Source organism: uncultured Arthrobacter sp., from assembly GCF_964021775.1.
Classification (GTDB): Bacteria; Actinomycetota; Actinomycetes; order Actinomycetales; family Micrococcaceae; genus Arthrobacter.
On record NZ_CAXHZI010000005.1, the window covers coordinates 179,496 to 200,250 of the forward strand.

Annotated in this window: 17 protein-coding genes and 1 tRNA gene; 8 read left to right on the plus strand and 10 right to left on the minus strand. The window is 68.5% G+C overall.

Annotated elements, in window-relative coordinates:
* Positions 1-262 precede the first annotated feature (262 nt).
* A complete protein-coding gene (locus ABIN76_RS07500; protein WP_346959078.1) occupies positions 263-1,666 on the plus strand; it encodes a LysM peptidoglycan-binding domain-containing protein in 1,404 nt (467 codons plus the stop codon).
* Positions 1,667-1,765: 99 nt separating this feature from the next.
* On the plus strand, positions 1,766-3,883 hold the full coding sequence (locus ABIN76_RS07505) for a PASTA domain-containing protein (protein WP_346959079.1): 2,118 nt from the start codon (positions 1,766-1,768) through the stop codon (positions 3,881-3,883).
* 116 nt (positions 3,884-3,999) lie between these two features.
* On the opposite strand, the gene ABIN76_RS07510 is transcribed toward ABIN76_RS07505, so the two are convergent.
* Together ABIN76_RS07510 and ABIN76_RS07515 are read right to left on the minus strand one after the other, a co-directional pair.
* A complete protein-coding gene (locus tag ABIN76_RS07510) occupies positions 4,000-5,385 on the minus strand; it encodes a class II 3-deoxy-7-phosphoheptulonate synthase (RefSeq protein ID WP_346959137.1) in 1,386 nt (461 codons plus the stop codon).
* A 107-nt stretch (positions 5,386-5,492) separates the two neighbouring features.
* Positions 5,493-6,233, minus strand: coding sequence for a lysophospholipid acyltransferase family protein (locus ABIN76_RS07515; RefSeq protein WP_346959080.1), 741 nt, complete (start codon positions 6,231-6,233; stop codon positions 5,493-5,495).
* 111 nt (positions 6,234-6,344) lie between these two features.
* Between ABIN76_RS07515 and ABIN76_RS07520 the strand changes: the two genes are divergently transcribed.
* The 3 genes from ABIN76_RS07520 to ABIN76_RS07530 are packed head-to-tail and all read left to right on the plus strand — an operon-like array spanning position 6,345 to position 8,519.
* Complete coding sequence (locus ABIN76_RS07520; RefSeq protein WP_346959081.1) at positions 6,345-7,187, plus strand: alpha/beta fold hydrolase; 843 nt, start codon at positions 6,345-6,347, stop codon at positions 7,185-7,187.
* On the plus strand, positions 7,184-7,987 hold the full coding sequence (locus ABIN76_RS07525) for an alpha/beta fold hydrolase (RefSeq protein WP_346959082.1): 804 nt from the start codon (positions 7,184-7,186) through the stop codon (positions 7,985-7,987). Before ABIN76_RS07520 ends, ABIN76_RS07525 begins: the two co-directional genes overlap by 4 nt.
* A complete protein-coding gene (locus tag ABIN76_RS07530; protein WP_346959083.1) occupies positions 7,980-8,519 on the plus strand; it encodes a hypothetical protein in 540 nt (179 codons plus the stop codon). Before ABIN76_RS07525 ends, ABIN76_RS07530 begins: the two co-directional genes overlap by 8 nt.
* 33 nt (positions 8,520-8,552) lie before the next feature.
* Here the strand turns inward: ABIN76_RS07530 and ABIN76_RS07535 are convergent, their stop codons facing one another.
* Positions 8,553-9,641 carry an ROK family glucokinase gene (locus ABIN76_RS07535; RefSeq protein ID WP_346959084.1) on the minus strand — a complete coding sequence of 363 codons (1,089 nt, stop codon included), beginning with the start codon at positions 9,639-9,641 and terminating at the stop codon, positions 8,553-8,555.
* A gap of 188 nt (positions 9,642-9,829) precedes the next feature.
* Here ABIN76_RS07535 and ABIN76_RS07540 point away from each other — a divergent pair, with 188 nt between their 5' ends.
* Entirely contained in the window at positions 9,830-11,650 is a 1,821-nt protein-coding gene (locus ABIN76_RS07540) for a long-chain fatty acid--CoA ligase (RefSeq protein WP_346959085.1), read from the plus strand.
* Between the two features lie 83 nt (positions 11,651-11,733).
* Here the strand turns inward: ABIN76_RS07540 and ABIN76_RS07545 are convergent, their stop codons facing one another.
* Positions 11,734-15,129 carry a pyruvate carboxylase gene (locus ABIN76_RS07545; protein ID WP_346959086.1) on the minus strand — a complete coding sequence of 1,132 codons (3,396 nt, stop codon included), beginning with the start codon at positions 15,127-15,129 and terminating at the stop codon, positions 11,734-11,736.
* A 319-nt stretch (positions 15,130-15,448) separates the two neighbouring features.
* Here ABIN76_RS07545 and ABIN76_RS07550 point away from each other — a divergent pair, with 319 nt between their 5' ends.
* Positions 15,449-16,303, plus strand: a complete 855-nt coding sequence (locus ABIN76_RS07550; protein ID WP_346959087.1) for a ParA family protein — start codon at positions 15,449-15,451, stop codon at positions 16,301-16,303.
* 105 nt (positions 16,304-16,408) lie between these two features.
* Here ABIN76_RS07550 and ABIN76_RS07555 read toward each other — a convergent pair whose 3' ends face one another.
* The 5 genes from ABIN76_RS07555 to gcvH form a co-directional block, all read right to left on the minus strand.
* A complete protein-coding gene (locus ABIN76_RS07555; RefSeq protein ID WP_346959088.1) occupies positions 16,409-17,005 on the minus strand; it encodes a MerR family transcriptional regulator in 597 nt (198 codons plus the stop codon).
* 264 nt (positions 17,006-17,269) lie between these two features.
* Positions 17,270-17,773, minus strand: coding sequence for a bifunctional nuclease family protein (locus ABIN76_RS07560; protein WP_346959089.1), 504 nt, complete (start codon positions 17,771-17,773; stop codon positions 17,270-17,272).
* On the minus strand, positions 17,773-18,489 hold the full coding sequence (locus ABIN76_RS07565; RefSeq protein ID WP_346959090.1) for a MerR family transcriptional regulator: 717 nt from the start codon (positions 18,487-18,489) through the stop codon (positions 17,773-17,775). Before ABIN76_RS07565 ends, ABIN76_RS07560 begins: the two co-directional genes overlap by 1 nt.
* 23 nt (positions 18,490-18,512) lie before the next feature.
* Positions 18,513-18,986, minus strand: coding sequence for an FHA domain-containing protein (locus ABIN76_RS07570; protein WP_346959091.1), 474 nt, complete (start codon positions 18,984-18,986; stop codon positions 18,513-18,515).
* Positions 18,987-19,149: 163 nt separating this feature from the next.
* Positions 19,150-19,536, minus strand: a complete 387-nt coding sequence (gene gcvH / locus ABIN76_RS07575) for a glycine cleavage system protein GcvH (protein ID WP_346959092.1) — start codon at positions 19,534-19,536, stop codon at positions 19,150-19,152.
* Positions 19,537-19,689: 153 nt separating this feature from the next.
* Here gcvH and ABIN76_RS07580 point away from each other — a divergent pair, with 153 nt between their 5' ends.
* The gene (locus tag ABIN76_RS07580; protein WP_346959093.1) at positions 19,690-20,559 is read left to right on the plus strand and encodes a DNA-formamidopyrimidine glycosylase family protein; all 870 of its coding nucleotides are present in this window, start codon (positions 19,690-19,692) and stop codon (positions 20,557-20,559) included.
* Between the two features lie 89 nt (positions 20,560-20,648).
* Here ABIN76_RS07580 and ABIN76_RS07585 read toward each other — a convergent pair.
* A tRNA-Pro gene (locus ABIN76_RS07585) sits at positions 20,649-20,725 on the minus strand.
* Positions 20,726-20,755 lie beyond the last annotated feature (30 nt).

The following is a 20,755-nucleotide window of genomic DNA, read 5'->3' on the forward strand; positions in this document are numbered from 1 at the left end:
TCCCGGCACGGGCCCCTTAGTACTCCGAACCGGCCGCCCCTGCGCACCTTCCCCCGCGCCGGTCCGGGCAGGCCGGCAGGTGTCGGCGACACGCGCCGAAGTTGCGTGATTGCAGAATGTCAAACAATTCTTGTGCTAATCCGCAATTCATGAGACATTCGCTTAGATCACATTTGTAACTGCAGTATCTTTAGTCACACTGTTAACACCAGTAACACCGGCCTGAACTGCAGCGTCCGCCGCTGAGAAGAGGATTTTTCCCATGACGACGTCACGTTCGCCAAAAACCAACCCGAGGCCCGGCCTCCCGCTGATTGCGGCGACGACGGCGGCGCTGCCCGCCGTCGTGCTTTCCTCTCTGGCGATCGCCCAGCCGGCCGCTGCGGAAGCCCGTCCCCGGGCGATCCCGGCGACGCTGGCGGCCGCCATGAAGGCCCAGGGCGTGGCCCCCACCTCGCAGCCGTCCACGCTGATCCCTGCCGGGTCCGTCCCGGCCACGCTCCCCGCCGGACTCCGCCCGGCAAAGGTCTCTGCCCCGGCGCAGTACACGATTGTGCGCGGCGACACCATCAGCGGGATCGCCGCCAGGTACGGCCTGAGCACCCAGTCGGTCCTGACGCTGAACAAGCTGCGCGCCAACTCGGTGATTTATCCCGGCCAGAAAATCCGGCTCACCGGTACGGCCACCGCGCCCGCGAAGGCGGCTCCCGCGAAGCCTGCCCCCGTCCGGGCCAGCGTCAGCGGCGGCAGCGTTTACACCGTCAAGCCCGGCGACACCCTCAGCGGTATCGCTGCCCGCCACGGCGTCAAGCTGTCCGAGGTCTTCAGCCGCAACGGGCTGAACATGCGCTCGGTGATCTACCCCGGCCAAAAGATCAAGATCGGCGCCGGCACGGCCGCATCCGCCCCGGTCCGCACCGCGGCACCGAAGCCCGCGCCGGCCCGGCCCGCGGCACCGAAGCCCGCCAGTTCCGGCTCCTACACGATCAAGTCCGGCGACACCCTCTCCGGCATCGCTGCCCGGCACGGGGTGAAGCTCTCCGCCGTCCTGTCGGCAAACCGGTTGACCATGAGCAGCATCATCTACCCCGGCAACAAGCTCGTCATTCCTGGCGCCAGCACCGGCACGATCACGCCTGCCTCGAGCAAACCGGCCACCCCGGTCACCCCCGCCGCGCCGCTGGTACCCAGCTCGTTCCTGGGCTTCAGCTACCCGAAGGCGGTGGTCAGCTCCGCCAACCAGAACAAGGCGCTGCTCAATGCTTCACCGGTTCCCTCGCGCGAGCAGATGAAGCAGATTGTGGCCGACACGGCGCGCCGGATGGGCGTGGAACCGTCCCTGGCCCTGGCCTTCGCCTACCAGGAATCCGGCTTCAACCACCGCTCGGTGTCACCCGCGAACGCGATCGGCACCATGCAGGTCATCCCGTCCTCCGGCGGGTGGGCCTCTGACCTCGTGGGCCGCAAGCTGAACCTGCTGGACCCGTACGACAACGCCACGGCAGGCGTCGCCATCATCCGCCAGCTGGTCAGCACCAGTAAGAACCTGGACTACGCGATCGCCGGTTACTACCAGGGACAGTACTCGGTGAACACCAGGGGCATGTACGAAGATACGAAGGCCTACGTGGCTTCGATCAAGAGCCTCAAGAAGACGTTCAGCTAGAACCACCGGCGAGGGGCTGAGGCCTCCGCCGCGTAACGATACGGGCCCGGGTTGCATGTCAATCCGGGCCCGTTTCCGTGCAGAGCTTAGGATCAAAGGGTGCAGGAATACACATCGGACGCTCTCGTCGGGACCCTGGTGGACAACCGGTACCTGATTCGCTCAAAGCTGGCCCGCGGCGGGATGTCCACCGTGTACCTCGCCACCGACCGGCGGCTCGAACGGGATGTGGCGCTCAAGGTCCTGCATCCGCACATGGCCGGAGACCCGCAGTTCCTGGACCGGCTGGGCCGCGAAGCCAAGGCGGCGGCCCGGCTCTCGCACCCGCACGTCGTCGGGGTCCTGGACCAGGGTGACGACGGTCCGCTGGCCTACTTGGTGATGGAGTTCATCAAGGGCCACACGCTGCGGGATGTGATCAAGGAAAAGGGTGCCCTTACCCCGCGGCTTGCCCTGGCGCTGATCGATCCCGTTGTCGAAGGCCTGGGAGCCGCCCACGCCGCCGGCCTCATCCACCGGGACGTCAAGCCGGAGAACGTGCTCATCGCCGACGACGGCCGGATCAAGATCGGCGACTTCGGGCTGGCGCGGGCGATCACCACGACCACCAGCACCGGCGCGCTGATCGGGACCGTGGCCTACCTGTCCCCCGAGCTCGTGATGGGCAAGCAGGCCGATGCCCGCAGCGATATCTACTCGCTCGGGATCATGCTCTACGAGATGCTCACCGGACGGCAGCCGTTCGACGGCGAGGTCCCCATCCAGGTTGCGTACCAGCACGTGAACTCCACCGTGGGTCCGCCGTCGGCGCTGGTCCCGGGGCTTGCCGAAGAACTCGACGAGCTGGTGCAGTGGTGCACCGCCAACGACCCGGACAAGCGTCCCGTCGACGGCAACGCCCTGCTCTCGGAACTCCGCCACATCCGGACCAACCTCAGCGACGCCGAACTGGACCTGCGGCCGCCGGCCGCCCTGCCCGCCGCCGCGGCGGCCACCGGATTCGGCCCCGCGCCGGTCCGGCCAGCCCCGCCGGAGCAGCCGACCGCCGGGCAGGCGCACACCGAAGTGCTCGGCGGCTTCCAGCACCCCACCGAAGTCATCAGCCGCGGCAGCAACCCGACCACCGTCTTGTCCGGCACGCCACGGCCGGGCGGCTACGGCCCGCTCGCTGCCCCGGAGGAACGCGGGTTCGGCGCCTCTGCGGAGGACGTCCCGGCTGGCCGGCCGGAACCCGCCAGCAAGCGGGCCCAGCGCAAGCAGGACCGCGACGACGCGTTGGCCCGGCAGCGGGCGGCAGCGACTCCAAGCCGCAGCCTGCGGACCGGCAGCCCGCGGCGCCGCGGACTGGTCTGGATCCTCGTGCTGGTCCTGGTAGCGCTGCTCGCCGCCGGTGCCGGCTGGTTCTTCGGCATGGGCCCGGGGTCCCCGGGAACTATTCCGCAGCTGGCCAACAAGACCGTGGCCGAGGCGCAGCAACTGCTCCGGACGGCCGGGTTCGGGTCGACCACCCGGGATGTCTTCGATGACGACGTGTCGCCCGGGCTCGTGGTGGGCTCGGAGCCGCAGGCCGGTCAGGTGGTCCGCAAGTTCGAGTCCGTCTCGCTGGCCGTGTCCAAGGGCCCGGAACTGTTTCCCCTCCCGGAGCTGACCGGCAAGTCGCTGGATGCGGCAAAGACGGCCCTCAACGGCGCCGGGATGGCGCTGGGCCCCATCACCGAGCGCTACGACGAGAAGGCGAAAGCCGGAGCCGTGCTGGCGCAGAAACCCGGGAAGGGCACCCCGGCCAAGCACGGAACGCCCGTCGGCCTGACAGTCTCCAAGGGGCCGCAGCCGATCCCGGTGCCCGACGTCCGCGGCCAGGACCAGGAGGCCGCGGTCAAGGCCGTCGAGGCCGCAGGGCTCAAGGCCGTCGTGGCCCCCGAGCAGGTCTTTGACCGGAACGTGCCCAAGGGGGCCGTCGCCGGCCAGGACCCTGCGACCGGGAACCTGACGAAGGGCGGCGCCATGACCCTGACGATTTCCAAGGGGCCGAAACTCGTGGACGTCCCCAATGTGTTCCGCAAGTCGGAGGAGGAGGCGGTGCAGGTCCTCAAGGACGCCGGCTTCGAGGTGAAGGTCAACTACGCCTTCGGCTCATCCGTGCTGGGCCTGGTTGCCGGCCAGGACAAGACCGGGCGACAGCCCGAGGGATCGCTCATCACGATTACCGTCACCTGACCAGGAGTCCGGCCGCCCGGCCGCAGTCCGCAAGTCCTCCAGAAACAGCACCGCCCCGGCTGGATATAGCCGAGGCGGTGCTGTTTGCTTGCTGGCGGCCCGACGCCGGCCGCCGCCTAGCGCTTGGCGAGGGCGCCCGCCACCAGGAACGCCATTTCGAGGGACTGCATGTGGTTCAGCCGCGGATCGCAGACCGACTCGTAACGGTCCAGGAAAGCGTCCTGGTCGATCGGGTCGGCGCCGCCAAGGCACTCGGCCACGTCGTCGCCGGTCATTTCCACGTGCAGGCCGCCCGGGACGGTGCCGAGGCCGTGGTGCACCTCGAAGAACCCGCGCACCTCGTCGACGACGTCGTCGAAGTTGCGGGTCTTGTAGCCGTTCGGCGAGGTGACCGTGTTGCCATGCATCGGGTCCGTGACCCAGAGGACCTGTGCGCCGGAGGCGGTGACGCGCTCCACGATGGGCGGCAGCTTCTCCCGGATATTGCCGGCGCCCATCCGGGTGATGAAGGTCAGCCGTCCCGGCTCCCGGTTCGGGTCCAGCTTGTCGATCAGGCGCAGGGCGTCCTCGCCGGTGGTTGACGGGCCCAGCTTGACGCCGATCGGGTTGCGGACGCGGGACAGGAAGTCGACGTGTGCGTGGTCCAGTTCCCGGGTGCGCTCCCCGATCCAGAGGAAGTGCGCCGAGGTGTCATACGGCAGGCCGGTCCGCGAGTCGATGCGGGTCAGGGCACGTTCGTAGTCCAGCAGCAGGGCCTCGTGGCTGGCGTAGAACTCCACGCGCTTGAGTGCCTCAAAGTCCGCCCCGCACGAGGCCATGAACTTGATGGCCCGGTCAATGTCGCGCGCCAGCGACTCGTAGCGTGCGTGCGCCGGGTTCTCCGTAAAGCCCTTGTTCCACTGGTGGACCAGTCGCAGGTCGGCGAAGCCGCCCTGCGTAAAGGCACGGATCAGGTTCAGGGTCGACGCCGAGGTGTGGTACGCCTTGAGCATCCGGCTGGCGTCGTGGGCGCGCGACTCCGGGGTGAAGTCGTAGCCGTTGACGATGTCGCCGCGGTAGGCCGGCAGCGTGACGCCTTCGCGCGTTTCGTCGTTGGAGGAGCGGGGCTTGGCGAACTGGCCCGCCATGCGGCCCATCTTGATCACGGGCATCGCCGCGCCGTAGGTCAGGACGACGGCCATCTGCAGGATCGTCTTGACCCGGGCGCTGATCTTGTCCGCCGTCGCCGCTTCAAAGGTTTCCGCGCAGTCTCCGCCCTGGAGCAGGAAGGCCTTGCCCTGCGCCGCAGCGGCGAGCCGTTCCCGCAGGATGTCCACCTCGCCGGCAAACACGAGCGGCGGCAGGACCGAGAGTTCCTTCACCGAGGCTTCAAAGACTGCGGGATCGGACCAGCTGGGCTGTTGCGAGGCGGGGAGCTCCCGCCAGTGGTCCAGCCCCGGATAATTCGCGGCACCGCTCTGGGCCGTGCTGGTCAGCGAGCCCAGGGCGGAGCCGGCCAGCATGGAGTTGTTCAGGGACGTTGAAGGCGCAGATAGCTCAGTCACCCTCTAAGGATAGTTGCCTCCGCAGTGAACGGCGGCCCCCGGCGTCATTGACTGCGGGCGCCCCGTCACACAGTTCCGGGCGTCTCCGGTCCCTGGCCGGCGCCGGCGTCGGGCGACTCGGTGGCTTTCCCGGCGAGCCGCAGTTTGACCACGGCGGCGTACTCGTCGACGTACTCCTGGCCGGAGAGCCGCATCAGTTCGTACATGATTTCATCGGTCACGGAGCGCTGGATCAGGCGGTCGTCCTCCATGCCGTAGTAGCGGCTGAAGTCCAGCGGTTCCCCGAAGATCATCCCGATCCGCCGGATATTCGGCATCCGCTTGCCGATCGGCTGGACCTTGTCGGTGCCGATCATCGCGACCGGGATCACCGGGACCCGGGCCTGCAGGGCAAGCCTGGCGACCCCGACCTTCCCGCGGTAGAGCCGGGAATCGGGGCTACGGGTGCCCTCGGGGTAAATGCCCAGGAGCGAGCCGTTCTTCAGCACGTCCATCCCGGCGTCGAGCGAGCGGGCGGAGGCCGCTCCCCCGGACCGGTCCATCGGCAGCTGGTTGGTCAGGCGGAAAAAGGCGGCGGTCAGTTTGCCTTTGATTCCCTTTCCGGTGAAGTACTCGGACTTGGCCAGGAACACCACGGGCCGCGGCACCATCAGGGGCATGAAGATGGAGTCGGAGAAAGAGAGGTGGTTGGAGGCAAGGATCGCGGCGCCCTCTGCCGGAACGTTGTCCAGTCCCTTGACCCAGGGCCGGAACAGCGACTTCAGGACCGGCCCAAGAACGAACGTCTTCATGAACCAATAAAACACGTGGTGTACCTCTCCGGCAGGCGTCCGGCCGGCCCTTCCTCGGGCCCGGCCGGGACTTCAATGACACCCTACTCTAGTGAGTTTTGCCGCGAACAGTGACACGATGGGCTCATGAGCGAAAGCAGCACTCCGATGACGCCTGCCGCTTATCGCTACCCCGGCCACGGCGCCAACGCGGACACCGGAGTCGCCATCTGCCACGGCTTCACCGGAAGCCCCCTCAGCATCCTGCCCTGGGCCGAACACCTGGTCTCCCAAGGCTTTGCGGTCTCCGTGCCGCTGCTGCCCGGACACGGCACCGACTGGCGGGATCTCGCGCGGTACGGCTGGCAGGACTGGTACGGCGCCTTCGAGGCCGCCTACCTGGAGCTGTCCGCCGGGACCCGGTCGTGCTTTGTGGCCGGCCTCTCCATGGGCGGGACCATCGCGCTGCGCACCGCAGCCCGGCACCGCGTCGCCGGCGTCGCCGTCGTCAACCCCGGGCTCAGCTTCTACGACCGCCGGGTGCGCTACATCGGGCTGCTCAAATACCTGCAGCGCACCACGGTCCCGCTCCAGGAGGCGGAGTCGACGGCGGCAACTACGCAGGACGGCGACTATTCGCTGACCCCGCTGGCGGCCGTTCACCAGCTGCGCAAGCTCTTCACCGCGACCCTGCGCGAGCTGCCCGCCGTCGATGCCCCGGCGCTGGTGTTCAAGTCCGACGCCGACGCGGTGGTGCCGCCGTCCTCGCTGGCGCTGCTGCGCGAACGCCTTGGATCGCGGGAGCTTTCCGTGGTACGGCTGCCGGATAGCGGCCACGTCGCCACCCTCGACGTCGATGCCCCTGCGATTTTTGCGCGGTCCGCCGGCTTCTTTCGCGGGCACGCAACCACGTCCGCCGAACAGTCCACCGTCCCCGCCGGCCGCGCGGCGGAAGACCCACCACAGCCACGAAACCCGGAGCACCCATGAACGCAGCCCCCGACCACTCGCCGTTCAGCAGCCCGTTCACCGGAACCGGTCCCCGGACCGGCGTCGTCGTTTCCCATGGTTTCACCGGCAGCCCGCACGGCGTCCGGGCGTGGGCCGAATTCCTGGCCGGGGCCGGCTACGCCGTCCGGATGCCCCTTTTGCCCGGGCACGGCACCAGCTGGCAGGAGCTGGCCCGGACACGCTGGCAGGACTGGCATGCGGGGCTGGACGCGGCGTACCTGGAGCTGGCCGGGGAGTGCGACCACGTGGTGGTGGCCGGGCTCTCGATGGGCGGGGCGCTGGCGCTGCGGCTGGCGGCCACCCGCCCGGTGGCGGGGGCAGTGCTGGTCAACCCCGGCCTGGTGATCGATGATCCCCGTGCCCCGCTGGCCGGAATCCTTAAGTTCGTGCTCAAAAGCACTCCGGCGATCGCCAACGACATCCTCAAGGAGGGCGTGGATGAGGGCGCCTACCCGCGGACCCCGGTCGCGGCGGCCCACGAGTTGAACAAGATGTTCAAGGACACCGTGCGGCTGCTGCCGCCGATCACCGCCCCGGTCCGGGTCTACCGGTCCGCGGTGGACCACGTCGTCTCCGACACCAGCCTGGCGGCCCTGCGCCGCGGACTGAGCAACGCCCCGCTGGAGGTGATCCGGCTGGAGAACAGCTACCACGTGGCTACCATGGACAACGACGCGCCCCGCATCTTCCGCGGCACGGCCGACTTCATCCGGTCGGTGGTGGAAGGCCACAACCCGGGTGCCCCCAGCGCCAGCCAGAAAGAAACGGCAGATGACTAGATCCGATCCCGACTCCCCCGATCCTGATTCCCCGGACCCGGGCGCCAGCCAGGACGACGCCGTCTGGCTGGATCTGGTCGCCAGGCTTGAGGGCACCGATTCCGGACCTGCCGCCGGCCCCGGAGCCCCGGCCGCGCGGTCCTTCCGCGACTTCGACCCGCTGGGCCTCGCGGCGCCGCCGCCGCTGGAGCCCCCGGCCGCGCGGCGGCCGGACTCCCCGGGCATCGTGGACGACGCTCCGGCGGGCCGGGGCACCCTGACCGGCCCGCGGGACTACGAGCCGGATGACGACGACGGCGCGTTCGTCCCCGAGGAACCGCCCAGCCTGGCCGGGTCCGATCCCCTGACGGTGCTGGCCTGGCTGGGGGCCGTCGGCGGCCCTGTCGCGCTGTTGCTCTCCGTCATCTTCTGGCGGTCCGCACCGCTGCTGGCGATCGTCGGCATGGTGGCCGCTTTCGCAGCCTCGGTGGTCTTCCTGATCATGAAGCTGCCGCAGGAAAAGGACGAGGACGACGACGGGGCCCGTGTCTAGCCTTCCTGCTGCCCGGCCGGCGGCGGGCCGGCGCTAGCTGCGCATCCGGCTGCTGACCCGGGAGAGGTCCGCGGCGCCGATGAGTCCGGCGTTCGGCCCCAGGGCCGCAAGTTCGATCCCGGCTGCCGGACGGAAGCCGCGGCCGGTCAGGTTCCGGGCGAAAGCCTTCCGTGCCGGGGCCACGAGTAGTTCGCCGGCGTCGCAGAGTCCACCGCCGATCACAAAGGTGCCCGGGTCCAGGGCCGCTGCCAGGTTCGCGAGCCCAAGCCCCAACCACTCCCCTACCTCTTCGAGCAATTCACGGGCGGTGGGATCGCCGGCCTTGGCGAGCTCCGTCACGATCACGCCCGTGATCCGTTCGGCGTGGCCGTCCACTGCCTTCAGCAGTTCCTGGGCCACCGGCGAGTTCGCCGCGGCCAGTTCCCGGGCCTCCCGTCCGAGCGCGTTGCCTGAGGCGTACTGTTCCCAGCAGCCGCGGTTGCCGCACTCGCAGCGGTGGCCGCCGGGCATGATGATCTGGTGGCCGAATTCGCCGGCGACGCCGAACCGTCCGCGCTCCAGCCGGCCGTCCATCACCATGGCCCCGCCGATGCCGGTGCCGAGGGTGATGCAGACCAGCCGGCTCTCGCCCCGGCCGGCGCCAAAGCGCCACTCCGCCCAGCCGGCGGCGTCGGCGTCGTTGGTCAGCAGTACCGGGCGGCGCAGCAGCCGCTGCAGGTTTTCGCGCAGCGGCTCGTTGCGCCAGGCGAGGTGCGGGCTGAACAGCACGGTGGCGCCGTCCAGGTCCATCCAGCCGGCTGCTCCGATCCCGACCGACCCGATGCGGTGGCCGCGGCCCAGTTCCTCCACGAGTTCCACGATCACCTGCTCCACGGCGCGCGGATCGTTGCCCGGCGTTGACCGCCTCGCCTGGCTGAGGATGCGCCCCTCGGCATCCACCACGCCGGCCGCCACCTTGGTGCCGCCGATGTCGACGCCAATCGCCAGGCCCTTACGTCCGAGCCGCAGGTGTCCGCGGTAGGCGCCCGCCTCCGCCGCGCCGGGAAAGCCCCGCGCCCTGCGCCGCCAGGCGGCCGTCCTGCGCTGCGGTGCGGGCTGTTGAGCGGGTGTTGGTATATGCATCGTGTCCCATTCTAGGGGCCGCAGGAGTAAGCGCAGCCGGGCACCGGCTCTGTCCCGAAGTGGCGCAACCGGGCCCCTGACCGTAAAGTTACTCGCCAGTAGGTGAGGTGGAACACACCCCCGCGGGGGCCACATACTACTGTTAGTCGTACCCCCCTTGCGGGTCAATGGATATCAAAGGAGCTATCGTGCGAGAAATCAGTGTCCCGCCCCTGGTCACCGTCCCACCGGAAACGAACATCACGGACCTGGTGCTGCGCCAAGCCGCCAAGGCGTCCAACCCGGCCCTGTTCTCACGGCTCGACGCCGCAGGCCAGTGGCAGGACGTCCGGGCCACCGATTTCCTCGCCGACGTCTCCCTGCTCGCCAAGGGCCTGATGGCCAGCGGCGTGGGGGCCGGCGACCGCGTCGGCATCATGTCCCGCACCCGGTACGAATGGGCCCTCGTCGACTTCGCGATCTGGTTCGCCGGTGCCGTCTCCGTGCCGATCTACGAGACGTCCTCCCCCTCGCAGGTGGCCTGGAACCTCGGCGACTCGGGGGCCGTCGCCGCCTTCGGCGAATCGGCCCACCACGAGGACATCATCCGGCAGGCAGCGACCTCCGAGGGCCTGACCGGCCTGAGGCACGTCTGGCAGCTCGAAGGGGACGCCCTGGACGAGGTCCGCGCCGCCGGCACCGGCATCAGCGACGAGGAGCTGGAAGCCCGCCGCAGCCAGGCCTCCCTGAAGGACCTCGCCACGATCATCTACACCTCAGGCACCACCGGGCGTCCGAAGGGCTGCGAGCTGACCCACGGCAACTTCGTGGAGCTTTCCGACAACGTACTGGCCACGTCGCTGGGCCAGATCGTCCACGAGCAGGCGCGGACCATCATGTTCCTGCCGCTGGCGCACGTCTTTGCCCGCTTTATCTCGGTGCTGGCGGTGGCGGCCGGCGTCACCGTTGCGCACACTCCCGACATCAAGAACCTGCTGCCGGACCTGCAGAGCTACAAGCCGACCTTCATCCTCGCGGTGCCGCGGGTCTTCGAAAAGGTCTACAACTCCGCCCTGACCAAGGCCGAGGACGCTGGCAAGGGCGCCATCTTCCACCGCGCCGCGGACACCGCCATCGCGTATTCGCGGGCCCGCCAGGCCGGCAAAGTGGGGCTGGGCCTCAAGCTCAAGCACACTTTGTTCGACAAGCTCGTCTACGGCAAGCTCCGCGCCGCCATGGGCGGTCAGGTGGCGCACGCGGTCTCCGGCGGCGGCCCGCTCGGCGCCCGGCTCGGCCACTTCTTCCAGGGCATCGGCCTGCAGATCCTCGAAGGCTACGGCCTGACCGAGACCACCGCACCGGTCACGGTCAACACGCCGTCGCTGATCAAGATCGGCACCGTCGGCGCACCGATCCCAGGCAACGCCGTGAAGATCGCCGACGACGGCGAGATCCTCGCCAAGGGCGTCTGTGTGATGCGGGGCTACTTCAACCGCGAGGACCTCACGGCCGAGACTTTCGAGGACGGCTGGTTCCGCACCGGCGACATCGGCCAGCTGGACGAGCAGGGCTTCCTGACCATCACCGGCCGGAAGAAGGAAATCATCGTTACCGCCGGCGGCAAGAACGTGGTGCCGGCGCTGCTGGAGGACCAGATCCGCGCCGACGCGCTGGTCTCGCAGGTCCTCGTGGTGGGCGACAACCGCCCGTTCATCGGCGCGCTCGTGACGCTCGATGAGGAGGCACTGCCGGGCTGGCTGCAACGCCACGGCCTCCCGGCGTCGACCACCGTCGCCGAGGCCACCGGAAACCCGGCCGTCACCGCGGCGGTCCAGGAGCTCATCAACCGCGCGAACCAGTCCGTATCGCAGGCCGAGGCCATCAAGTCCTTCCGGATTGTGCCCTCCGATTTCACCGAAGCCTCCGGCCACCTGACGCCGTCCATGAAGGTCAAGCGCGCCCAGGTGATGAAGGACTTCGAGAACGTGATCGAGGAGATGTACTCCGCGAAGCGAAGCACCCACGCCTAACGCCCCGCACCACGAAGCACCACAGAAAGGGCTCCCCCGGCCGAAGCCGGAGGAGCCCTTCTGCTATGCCGCGGCCGGCTGCGCTATTCGACGACCAGCAGCAGGTCCCCGCCCTGGACCTGCTCGACCGCACCGACGGCGAGCCGCGCCACGGTGCCGGCCACCGGCGTCGTGATGGAGGCTTCCATCTTCATGGCCTCGATGGTCGCGACCGTGTCCCCGGCCTTGACCGCGTCGCCGGCCTTGACGGTCAGGGTGACGGCGCCGGCGAACGGAGCGGCGACCTGGCCCGGCTGGGAGGAGTCGGCCCGCTCGGCGGCCTTGACGTTGCTGACCACGGAACGGTCACGGACCACCACCGGCCGGGACTGTCCGTTGAGCGTGCACATCACGGTGCGCATGCCCTTCTCGTCCGGTTCGGAGACGGCCTCCAGCGAGGCGATCAGCCGGACGCCCTTCTCCAGTTCGATCTCGTGTTCGGCGCCGCGCTGCAGGCCGAAGAGGTAGTCGCGGGTGTCCAGCACGGACAGGTTGCCGTAGGACTCGACGCTCTTCTGGTAGTCCTTGGTGGGCCCGGCGAAGAGCAGGCGGTTGAGGGTCTGCTGGACCGTCGTCGAGTCGCCCTTGAGCGCCGCGCTGTCCTCGGCGCTGAGCTCGACGTCGCGGACCTTGACGCTGCGGCCCTGCAGCGCCTTGGTCCGGAAGGGTTCGGGCCAGCCGCCCGGCGGGTCACCGAGTTCGCCGGAGAGGAAACCGATCACGGAGTCCGGGATGTCGTACTTCTGCGGGTTCTCGTTGAAGTCCGCCGGGTCGGCATTGAGGCCCACCAGGTGCAGGGCCAGGTCTCCTACCACCTTGGAGGAGGGCGTGACCTTTACCAGCCGGCCGAGGATCCGGTCCGCTGCGGTGTACATATCCTCGATCGCCTCGAAGCGTTCACCGAGTCCGAGTGCGATCGCCTGCTGGCGCAGGTTGGAGAGCTGGCCGCCCGGGATCTCGTGCTGGTAGACGCGGCCGGTGGGGCCCGGCAGTCCCGATTCGAACGGCGCGTAGACGCGGCGCACCGCTTCCCAGTAGGGCTCCAGGGCGCACACACTGGCCAAATTCAAGCCGGTGTCGCGCGGGGTGTGGGCCAGCGCCGCAACGAGCGCCGACGCGGACGGTTGGCTGGTGGTCCCGGCCAGCGAGGCGGAGGCCACGTCGACGGCGTCCACGCCCGCGTCCACGGCGGCCAGCAGGGTGGCCAGCTGGCCGCCTGCGGTGTCGTGGGTGTGCAGGTGCACCGGCAGGTCGAACTTCTCCCGCAGGGCCGCCACCAGGCGGGCAGCGGCCGCCGGGCGCAGCAGGCCGGCCATGTCCTTGATCGCGAGGATGTGCGCGCCGGCGTCGACGATCTTCTGGGCCAGGTCCAGGTAGTAGTCGAGGGTGTACAGCTTTTCGTCCGGGTCGAGCATGTCCGCGGTGTAGCAGAGGGCCACCTCGGCCACGGCGGTGCCGGTTTCGCGGACGGCGCGGATCGCCGGGGCCATCTGGTTGACGTCGTTGAGGGCGTCGAAGATGCGGAAGATGTCGATGCCGGTCGCGGCGGCCTCGTTGACGAAGGCCACGGTCACCTCTTCCGGGTACGGGGTGTAGCCCACCGTGTTCCGGCCGCGGAGCAGCATCTGCAGGCAGGTGTTCGGCAGCGCCTTGCGCAGCGCGGCCAGGCGGTCCCAGGGGTCCTCGCCGAGGAAGCGCAGGGCGACGTCGTACGTCGCACCGCCCCAGGCCTCGACCGAGAGCAGCTCCGGCAGCAGCCTGGACACGGCCGGCCCGGCCGCCACGAGGTCACGGGTCCGGACCCGGGTGGCCAGCAGGGACTGGTGCGCGTCGCGGAAGGTGGTGTCCGTGACAGCGACGGCATCCTGGCCGCGGAGGGCCTTGGCGAAGCCCTCCGGACCGAGCTCAAGCAGCCGCTGCCGGGACCCGGCGGGCGCCTCACCCTCCGGCAGGGCGGGCAGCTTGTCGGCCGGGTCGGTGTGGACCGTGAGCTCGCCGTTGGGCTTGTTGACCGTGACCTCGGCGAGCCAGGTCAGCAGTTTGGTGCCGCGGTCCGCGGAGACGCGGGCCTTGAGCAGTTCGGGGCGTTCGTCGATGAACGAGGTGGCGACGTCGCCGGCAATGAAGTCCGGATCGTCCAGGACGGCCTGGAGGAAGGAGATGTTGGTGGACACGCCGCGGATCCGGAACTCGGCGAGGGCGCGCCGGGCGCGGGCGACGGCGGTCGGGTAGTCACGGCCGCGGCAGGTCAGCTTGACCAGCATGGAGTCGAAGTGCGGGCTGATCTCGGCGCCGGAGTACACGGTGCCGCCGTCGAGCCGGACACCGGCGCCGCCGGCGGAGCGGTAGCCGGTGATCTTTCCGACGTCGGGCCGGAAACCGTTGGCCGGGTCCTCGGTGGTGATGCGGGACTGCAGTGCGGCGCCGTTGAGCTTGACGGTCTCCTGCGAGAGGCCCAGATCGGCGAGGGTCTCCCCCGAGGCGATGCGCAGCTGCGCCTGGACGAGGTCGACGTCGGTGACTTCCTCGGTGACGGTGTGCTCGACCTGGATGCGCGGGTTCATCTCGATGAAGACGTGCTGGCCGGCCCGCTCGCCCACGGTGTCGACGAGGAACTCCACGGTGCCGGCGTTGACGTAGTTCAGGGCCTTCGCAAATTTCACGGCGTCCCGGTACAGCGCCTGGCGGATGCCCTCGTCGAGGTTCGGCGCGGGGGCGATCTCGATCACCTTCTGGTGGCGGCGCTGGATCGAGCAGTCGCGCTCGAAGAGGTGCATAACATTGCCCTCGGCGTCGGCGAGGATCTGCACTTCGATGTGGCGCGGGCGCAGGACCGCCTGCTCCAGGAACATGGTGGGATCGCCGAAGGCGGCGTCAGCCTCGCGCATGGCGGCCTGCAGGGCCTCGGGCAGCGCCTCCCGGGTGTCCACCCGGCGCATGCCGCGGCCGCCGCCGCCGGCGACAGCCTTCGCGAAGATGGGGAAACCGATCTCGTCCGCCGCGGCGATGAGTTCGTCCAGGTCCTTGGACGGCTGGCTGGACTTGAGCACCGGGACTCCGGCCTTGCGGGCGGCCTCGAGCGCGGCGACCTTGTTTCCGGCGAGCTCCAGGACCTCCGCCGGCGGCCCGACAAAGGTGATGCCGGCCGCGGCGGCAGCGCGGGCCAGGTCGGGGTTCTCAGAGAGGAAGCCGTAGCCGGGGTAGATCGCGTCGGCGCCCGCCTCCTTCGCCACGCGGACAACCTCGTTGACATCGAGGTACGCCCGGACCGGGTGGCCTTCTTCGCCGATCAGATACGCCTCATCCGCCTTCTGGCGGTGGATCGAGTTGCGGTCCTCGGTAGGGAACACTGCAACGGTCTTGGCACCCAGCTCGTAGCTGGCGCGGAAGGCGCGGATGGCGATTTCGCCGCGGTTGGCCACCAGAATCTTGGAAAACATACTTCTCCTGCATCATCGCGGGTGGTTCGGTAAGTCGTCACAGTTTCTAGGACCGGTGTGCGCAAACACAAATCATTGTGGCGCCCGTCACAGCATTATGCGTCATTTCGCCCGCAACAGGCAGATCACCGCGATTGCGGCGGCGCCCCAACGGTCCGGGCGGCCGCCGGGCCGGACGGGACGGCCCGATAAGAAAGGTTTCGGCGGCGCATCAACATATGATGAGTTGGTGGGTGGCGCATGCACGCCCCGGTCCGAAGGAACGCACGGGCCGGCACGACCCAGTCCCGGCAACCGGCGTTAGGTATTGGTTTTTCAAGTGCAAGTAGTCAGCATCAGCAGCCTCAAAGGCGGTGTCGGCAAGACCTCGGTGACAACCGGGCTGGCCTCGGCCGCCCTCGCAGCCGGCATTCCCACCCTCGTGGTCGATCTTGACCCGCACGCGGACGCGAGCACGGCCCTCGGCGTCCGGCCCGGCGACCAGCTGGACATCGGCCGCATGCTCAAGGCCCCGCGCCGGGCCCGCCTGGCCGACAACGTCGTTCCCAGCGGCTGGGTGGAACGCGCCGGCGAAGCGTCCTCCCGCGGTGCCGCGGCGCCGGTGCTGGACGTTGCCATCGGCTCCGCGTACACCGGGATCTACGACCGGCCCGACCTGGGCCGCCGCGACCTGCGCCGGCTCTCCACGGTGCTGGCCGGTGCCGGTCACTACGAGCTCGTGCTGGTGGACTGCCCGCCCTCGCTGAACGGGCTGACCCGGATGGCATGGTCTGCCAGCGACAAGGTGGCCCTGGTTGCCGAGCCGGGGCTGTTCTCCGTCGCGGGCACCGAGCGCACCATGCGGGCAATCCAGCTCTTCCGGCAGGAATTCGCACCCGGCCTTTCGCCTGCGGGCATTGTGGCCAACCGGGTCCGCAGCGGTTCCGCGGAGCACAGCTTCCGCCTGGCCGAGATGCAGTCCATGTTCGGCGAACTGCTGCTGAGCCCGCACATCCCGGAGCAGGCCAACTGGCAGCAGATCCAAGGCGCCGCCCACTCGGTGCATCACTGGCCCGGGGACTCGGCCAAGAACGCCGCCGCGCTGTTCGACTCGCTGCTGGCCAACCTGATGGGGACCGGACGCACCGGGGAGCTGGTGTCCGCCGGGACGGTGCGTAACCGGAGCCAGCGCTAGCACTGCAAACAAAAAGCAACGCGGAGCCACTACGCGTCTATCCACCACGGTGTGATGGACGCCAAGTGACCCCGCGTTGCTTTGCGGAACGGGTGGTGCGCCGTGCTATCCGATTTTGCGGGCGGCGCGGCGCTTGCTGAGTTCGTCGTCCGGGAAGGACTGGTCCGCGGCGTGTTCGCTCGGAAGGGACGCGAGGCTTCCTTCCACTTCGCGCCAGACCCGGCCGACGGCGATGCCGAAGACACCCTGCCCGCCCTGGACCAGGTCAATGACCTCGTCCGCCGAGGTGCACTCGTAAACGCTGGCGCCGTCGCTCATCAGGGTGATCTGGGCGAGGTCCTCAACCCCGCGCTCCCGGAGGTGCTCCACTGCGGAGCGGATCTGCTGCAGCGAGACGCCGGTGTCGAGGAGCCGCTTGACGACCTTGAGGACCAGGATGTCGCGGAAGCCGTAGAGCCGCTGTGAGCCGGAACCGGCAGCGCCGCGCACGGCAGGCTCGACAAGTCCGGTGCGTGCCCAGTAATCGAGTTGGCGGTAGGTGATCCCGGCCGCCTTGCAGGCCGTCGGGCCGCGGTAGCCCGCGTCTTCGTCCAGGACAGGAAGATCCTCGGTGAAGAGCAGGCCCTGCGCGCCGCTCGCGGGCACGGCAACGCCTGCCGTCGAGGCCTGCTTGAGCTCGCCTGCTTCGCCTTTCGGACTCACGTGGATCCTCCTTGTCATGAGTTCCCGCGGGAACTTGCAGCAACAACACGCGGTCCGGGACCGGCGTCGGACCGTCACGGCACGAAATTCATTCGTGTAATTTCGGATCCGGCTGCACTGTCCAGTGTGACTTGCGCTGCTGTTGTATGCAATGGGAACTTGTACCTCCGACGTTAGGCCTGCCGGGGCCCAAGGTCAAAGACGTTGGGGGTATTGCGGGGGCGTGTCGAAACTTTCGACCCCAACTTTAAGCTTGGGCCGGTCTCAGCCGGCAAAATCCTCGGGCTCGACGTCGTCCAGGAACTCCCGGAAGCGCCGCAGCTCGCCCTCTTCGTCGACGGCGGGCCCGGGCTGGGCCGCCTCGCCGTCGTCGTGTTCGGTGATCCGCACTCCGGCCTCCTCCATCACCGAATCCGCACACCAGATCCGGCACTTGGCCCGCAGGGCCAGGGCCAGCGCGTCCGAGGCCCGGGAGCTGACGGTGGTGCCGTCTTCGAACTGCAGCTGGCCGTAGAAGATGTTGTCCTCGACGGCCACGATGTTCACGCTGACGATCGTGTGGCCCAGCGCTTCGACCACGTCCACCAGTAAATCGTGAGTCATCGGCCGCGGCGGGACGACGCCCTGCTGGGCCAGGGCGATGGCGCTGGCTTCCGGGGTGCCGATCCAGATCGGGACGTGGCGCTCACCGTGCATCTCCTTGAGCAGGACCAGCGGCTGGTTCGACGGCAATTCGATCCGTACGCCTACGATCTCCACCTCGATCATCAGCTGTCCATCCTTGAGATGCGGTCCTGGACCAGGGCGCGGTGCAGCGACAGGCAGAGTTCGCTGATTTCACGGGCGGCCTCCGCGGCGCGGGCATGCGAGGCGGCGTCCTTGCGCGAGGTCAGGGTGGCCACCGCGCGTTCCACCAGCCCGAATTCGCGTTCCGCGGCGGCCTGGAAGGGCCGCAGGTGGCGCGGTTCCAGGCCATGGCCCTCCAGCTGGACACAGGCCCGGGCAACCTGCAGCGCGTGTTCGTCGAATTTGCCGTTGACGTGCCCGATCAGGCCGAAGCTCAGCAGGGACTCGAGCAACGGGACGCTGGCCCCGGACTCGGCGCGGAGCTGCTCCTCGCTGAGCAGACGCACCCGGTTGTTCAGTTCGGCGGCAAGCTGGTCCGAGACGATCCGCGGTGAGACCGTGACGCCGGGCGGCAGGTTGTCCGGCCGTTCGCCGCGGTCGATCGCGTCAAGGTAGTCCTTGATGACCTTCAGCGGCAGGTACTGGTCCCGCTGCAGGGCCAGCACGAAGCGGAGCCGTTCGACGTCGCTCTCCGAGTACTGCCGGTAACCCGCGGGGGTCCGTTGCGGGTTGATGAGTCCCTTTTCTTCAAGGAACCTGATTTTCGACGCCGTCATGTTGGGGAAGTCGTCGCTCAGTTGAGCCAGGACCTCCCCGATGTTCAGGACCTGGGGTCCGCGCCGTTCGGCTTGTGCCATGGCCACAGGCAACTACCCCGATATCAGACGTTGCCTGCGGTACGGGCAGGGCTGAGGTAGAAGGTGAGCCGGAACTTGCCGATCTGCACCTCGTTACCGGACTTCAGCTCCACGCTGTCGACACGGTCGTGGTTGACGTAGGTGCCGTTCAGGCTCCCGGTGTCCACAACTTCGAAGCTGCGCGCCGTGCGGCGGAATTCGACGTGGCGGCGCGAGACCGTGACGTCGTCAAGGAAAATGTCGGCGTCGGGGTGGCGGCCCGCCGTCGTGACGTCCGAGTCAAGCAGGAAACGGGCGCCGGCGTTGGGGCCGCTGTGGGCCACCAGCAGGGCGGACCCGGCCGGCAGGGATTCGACGGCCGAGCGTTCCTCGGCCGAAACCTTCGGGGTGATGGTGGGCTCATCGCGCACAGGGGTGAGATGGATCGATGTGGTCTCCGAGGCTTTCACTCCACCCGTGCCGTAGTCACCGGTGTCGTTCTGTCCGTGCCGAACCATTGAGTCCTCCTCATTCGTTGCAGGTGTCCCCCCTGCAAACAACGCATGCCGTCCGGAAAAGCCTGGCAGATCCGGTAGTCAGTCCCCCGGCCGGCCACCGGTCCAATCAATTGCTGTGTCCAACAACTGACGTGTCCAGTAACACGGCCCGGAGGCCTTCCCTTTAGCCTACCTGCTGTTCGTACTCCGATGCACTGAGCAATGACTCGACGGCGTCGGCTTCCGCGAGCTTGATTTCGATCAGCCAGCCCTCGCCGTACGGATCGGAGTTGATCAGGGCGGAATCGGTGTCCAGCGCCTCGTTGCGGGCCACCACTTCGCCGCTGACCGGGGCGTAGATGTCGCTGACGCTTTTGGTGGATTCGACCTCCCCGACGACGTCGTTGGCCTTGATGTCGGTGCCGACCTCCGGCATCTGGGCGTAAACGACGTCCCCCAGTGCGTCCTGGGCAAAATCCGTGATCCCTACGCGCACGACGCCGTCGGAATTCGGGGCGGAAACCCATTCGTGTTCGGCGGTGTAGGACAGCTCTTCGGGAATGATGCTCATGGCGGGCCTTTCGTCGGGTCAATCACCAAGGTCGACGGCGGCCGATCGGACAGGCCGCCGCTGAAAGTATAGGCATATCCGGCCGGGCCCCGGGAGGACTCTGGCATGATGGGGCCATGGCAGCATGTGCACCCGTTCCGGCCGGATTTGGCCATGCCTGAGCTACCCGAAGTGGCGGCCCTGGCGGACTTCCTGGACACGCGCCTGCGCGGAACAGTCCTGACGAAAGTCCAGATCGTCTCCTTCGCAGTGCTGAAGACGGCGGATCCCCCCATCTCCGAGTTGGAGGGCCGGACCGTGACCGGGGTCCGCCGGCACGGCAAGTTCGTGGATCTGGACGCCGACGGGCTGCATCTCATTTTCCACCTGGCCCGGGCGGGCTGGGTCCGGTTCACCGACGCGCCCACCGGGACACCGCTGAAAATGGGCAGCGGCCATCTCGCGGCCCGGCTGTCCTTCTCCAGCGGGACCGGACCGCTCGACCTGGACCTGACCGAGGCCGGCACGAAGAAGAGCCTGGCGGTCTACCTGGCCCGCAGCCCCTCCGACGTCCCCGGGATCGCGGCTCTGGGCCCGGATCCGTTCAGCCCCGGGTTCGACGTCGACGCGCTGGCCGGAATCCTGGCGGCCAGCAACCAGCAGATCAAGGGGGTGCTGCGCAGCCAGGGCGTGATCGCCGGAATCGGGAACGCCTACAGCGATGAGATTCTGCACGCGGCCCGGACGTCCCCGTTCGCCATCGCCAGCTCCTTGGACCGGCCCGCGGTGCAGCGCCTGTATGACGCCATCCACGAAGTGTTGGGAACCGCGCTGGCCGAGGCCGGCGGCAAACCGCCCAGCGAACTGAAGGACACGAAGCGGAGCCATATGCGGGTCCATGGCCGCGCCGGCGGAGCGTGCCCCGTCTGCGGAGACACGGTGCGCGAGGTTTCCTTTGCCGACACCGCGCTGCAGTACTGCCCTGCCTGCCAAACGAAGGGCAAGATCCTGGCCGACCGCCGGACGTCACGCTTTTTGAAATAGGCGCCTCTAGAGCGGGCGCGTTCTCAATCTTGCGGTTAAATACAGAAAACCCCGCCATTCCGTTGCCGGAATGGCGGGGTACTTTCTGTTGGTCGGGCTGACAGGATTTGAACCTGCGACCCCTTGACCCCCAGTCAAGTGCGCTACCAAGCTGCGCTACAGCCCGCTGGTTCCGCCGTTCTCCGCTCTTGATGAT

Coding starts and splice junctions, on each gene's coding strand:
- ABIN76_RS07500 (WP_346959078.1), top strand. CDS start 263: ATGACGACGTCACGTTCGCCAAAAACCAACCCGAGGCCCGGCCTCCCG.
- ABIN76_RS07510 (WP_346959137.1), bottom strand. CDS start 5,385: ATGCTGGCCGGCTCCGCCCTGGGCTCGCTGACCAGCACGGCCCAGAGC.
- ABIN76_RS07520 (WP_346959081.1), top strand. CDS start 6,345: ATGAGCGAAAGCAGCACTCCGATGACGCCTGCCGCTTATCGCTACCCC.
- ABIN76_RS07525 (WP_346959082.1), top strand. CDS start 7,184: ATGAACGCAGCCCCCGACCACTCGCCGTTCAGCAGCCCGTTCACCGGA.
- ABIN76_RS07530 (WP_346959083.1), top strand. CDS start 7,980: ATGACTAGATCCGATCCCGACTCCCCCGATCCTGATTCCCCGGACCCG.
- ABIN76_RS07535 (WP_346959084.1), bottom strand. CDS start 9,641: ATGCATATACCAACACCCGCTCAACAGCCCGCACCGCAGCGCAGGACG.
- ABIN76_RS07545 (WP_346959086.1), bottom strand. CDS start 15,129: ATGTTTTCCAAGATTCTGGTGGCCAACCGCGGCGAAATCGCCATCCGC.
- ABIN76_RS07560 (WP_346959089.1), bottom strand. CDS start 17,773: ATGATCGAGGTGGAGATCGTAGGCGTACGGATCGAATTGCCGTCGAAC.
- ABIN76_RS07565 (WP_346959090.1), bottom strand. CDS start 18,489: ATGGCACAAGCCGAACGGCGCGGACCCCAGGTCCTGAACATCGGGGAG.
- ABIN76_RS07570 (WP_346959091.1), bottom strand. CDS start 18,986: ATGGTTCGGCACGGACAGAACGACACCGGTGACTACGGCACGGGTGGA.
- gcvH (WP_346959092.1), bottom strand. CDS start 19,536: ATGAGCATCATTCCCGAAGAGCTGTCCTACACCGCCGAACACGAATGG.
- ABIN76_RS07580 (WP_346959093.1), top strand. CDS start 19,690: ATGCCTGAGCTACCCGAAGTGGCGGCCCTGGCGGACTTCCTGGACACG.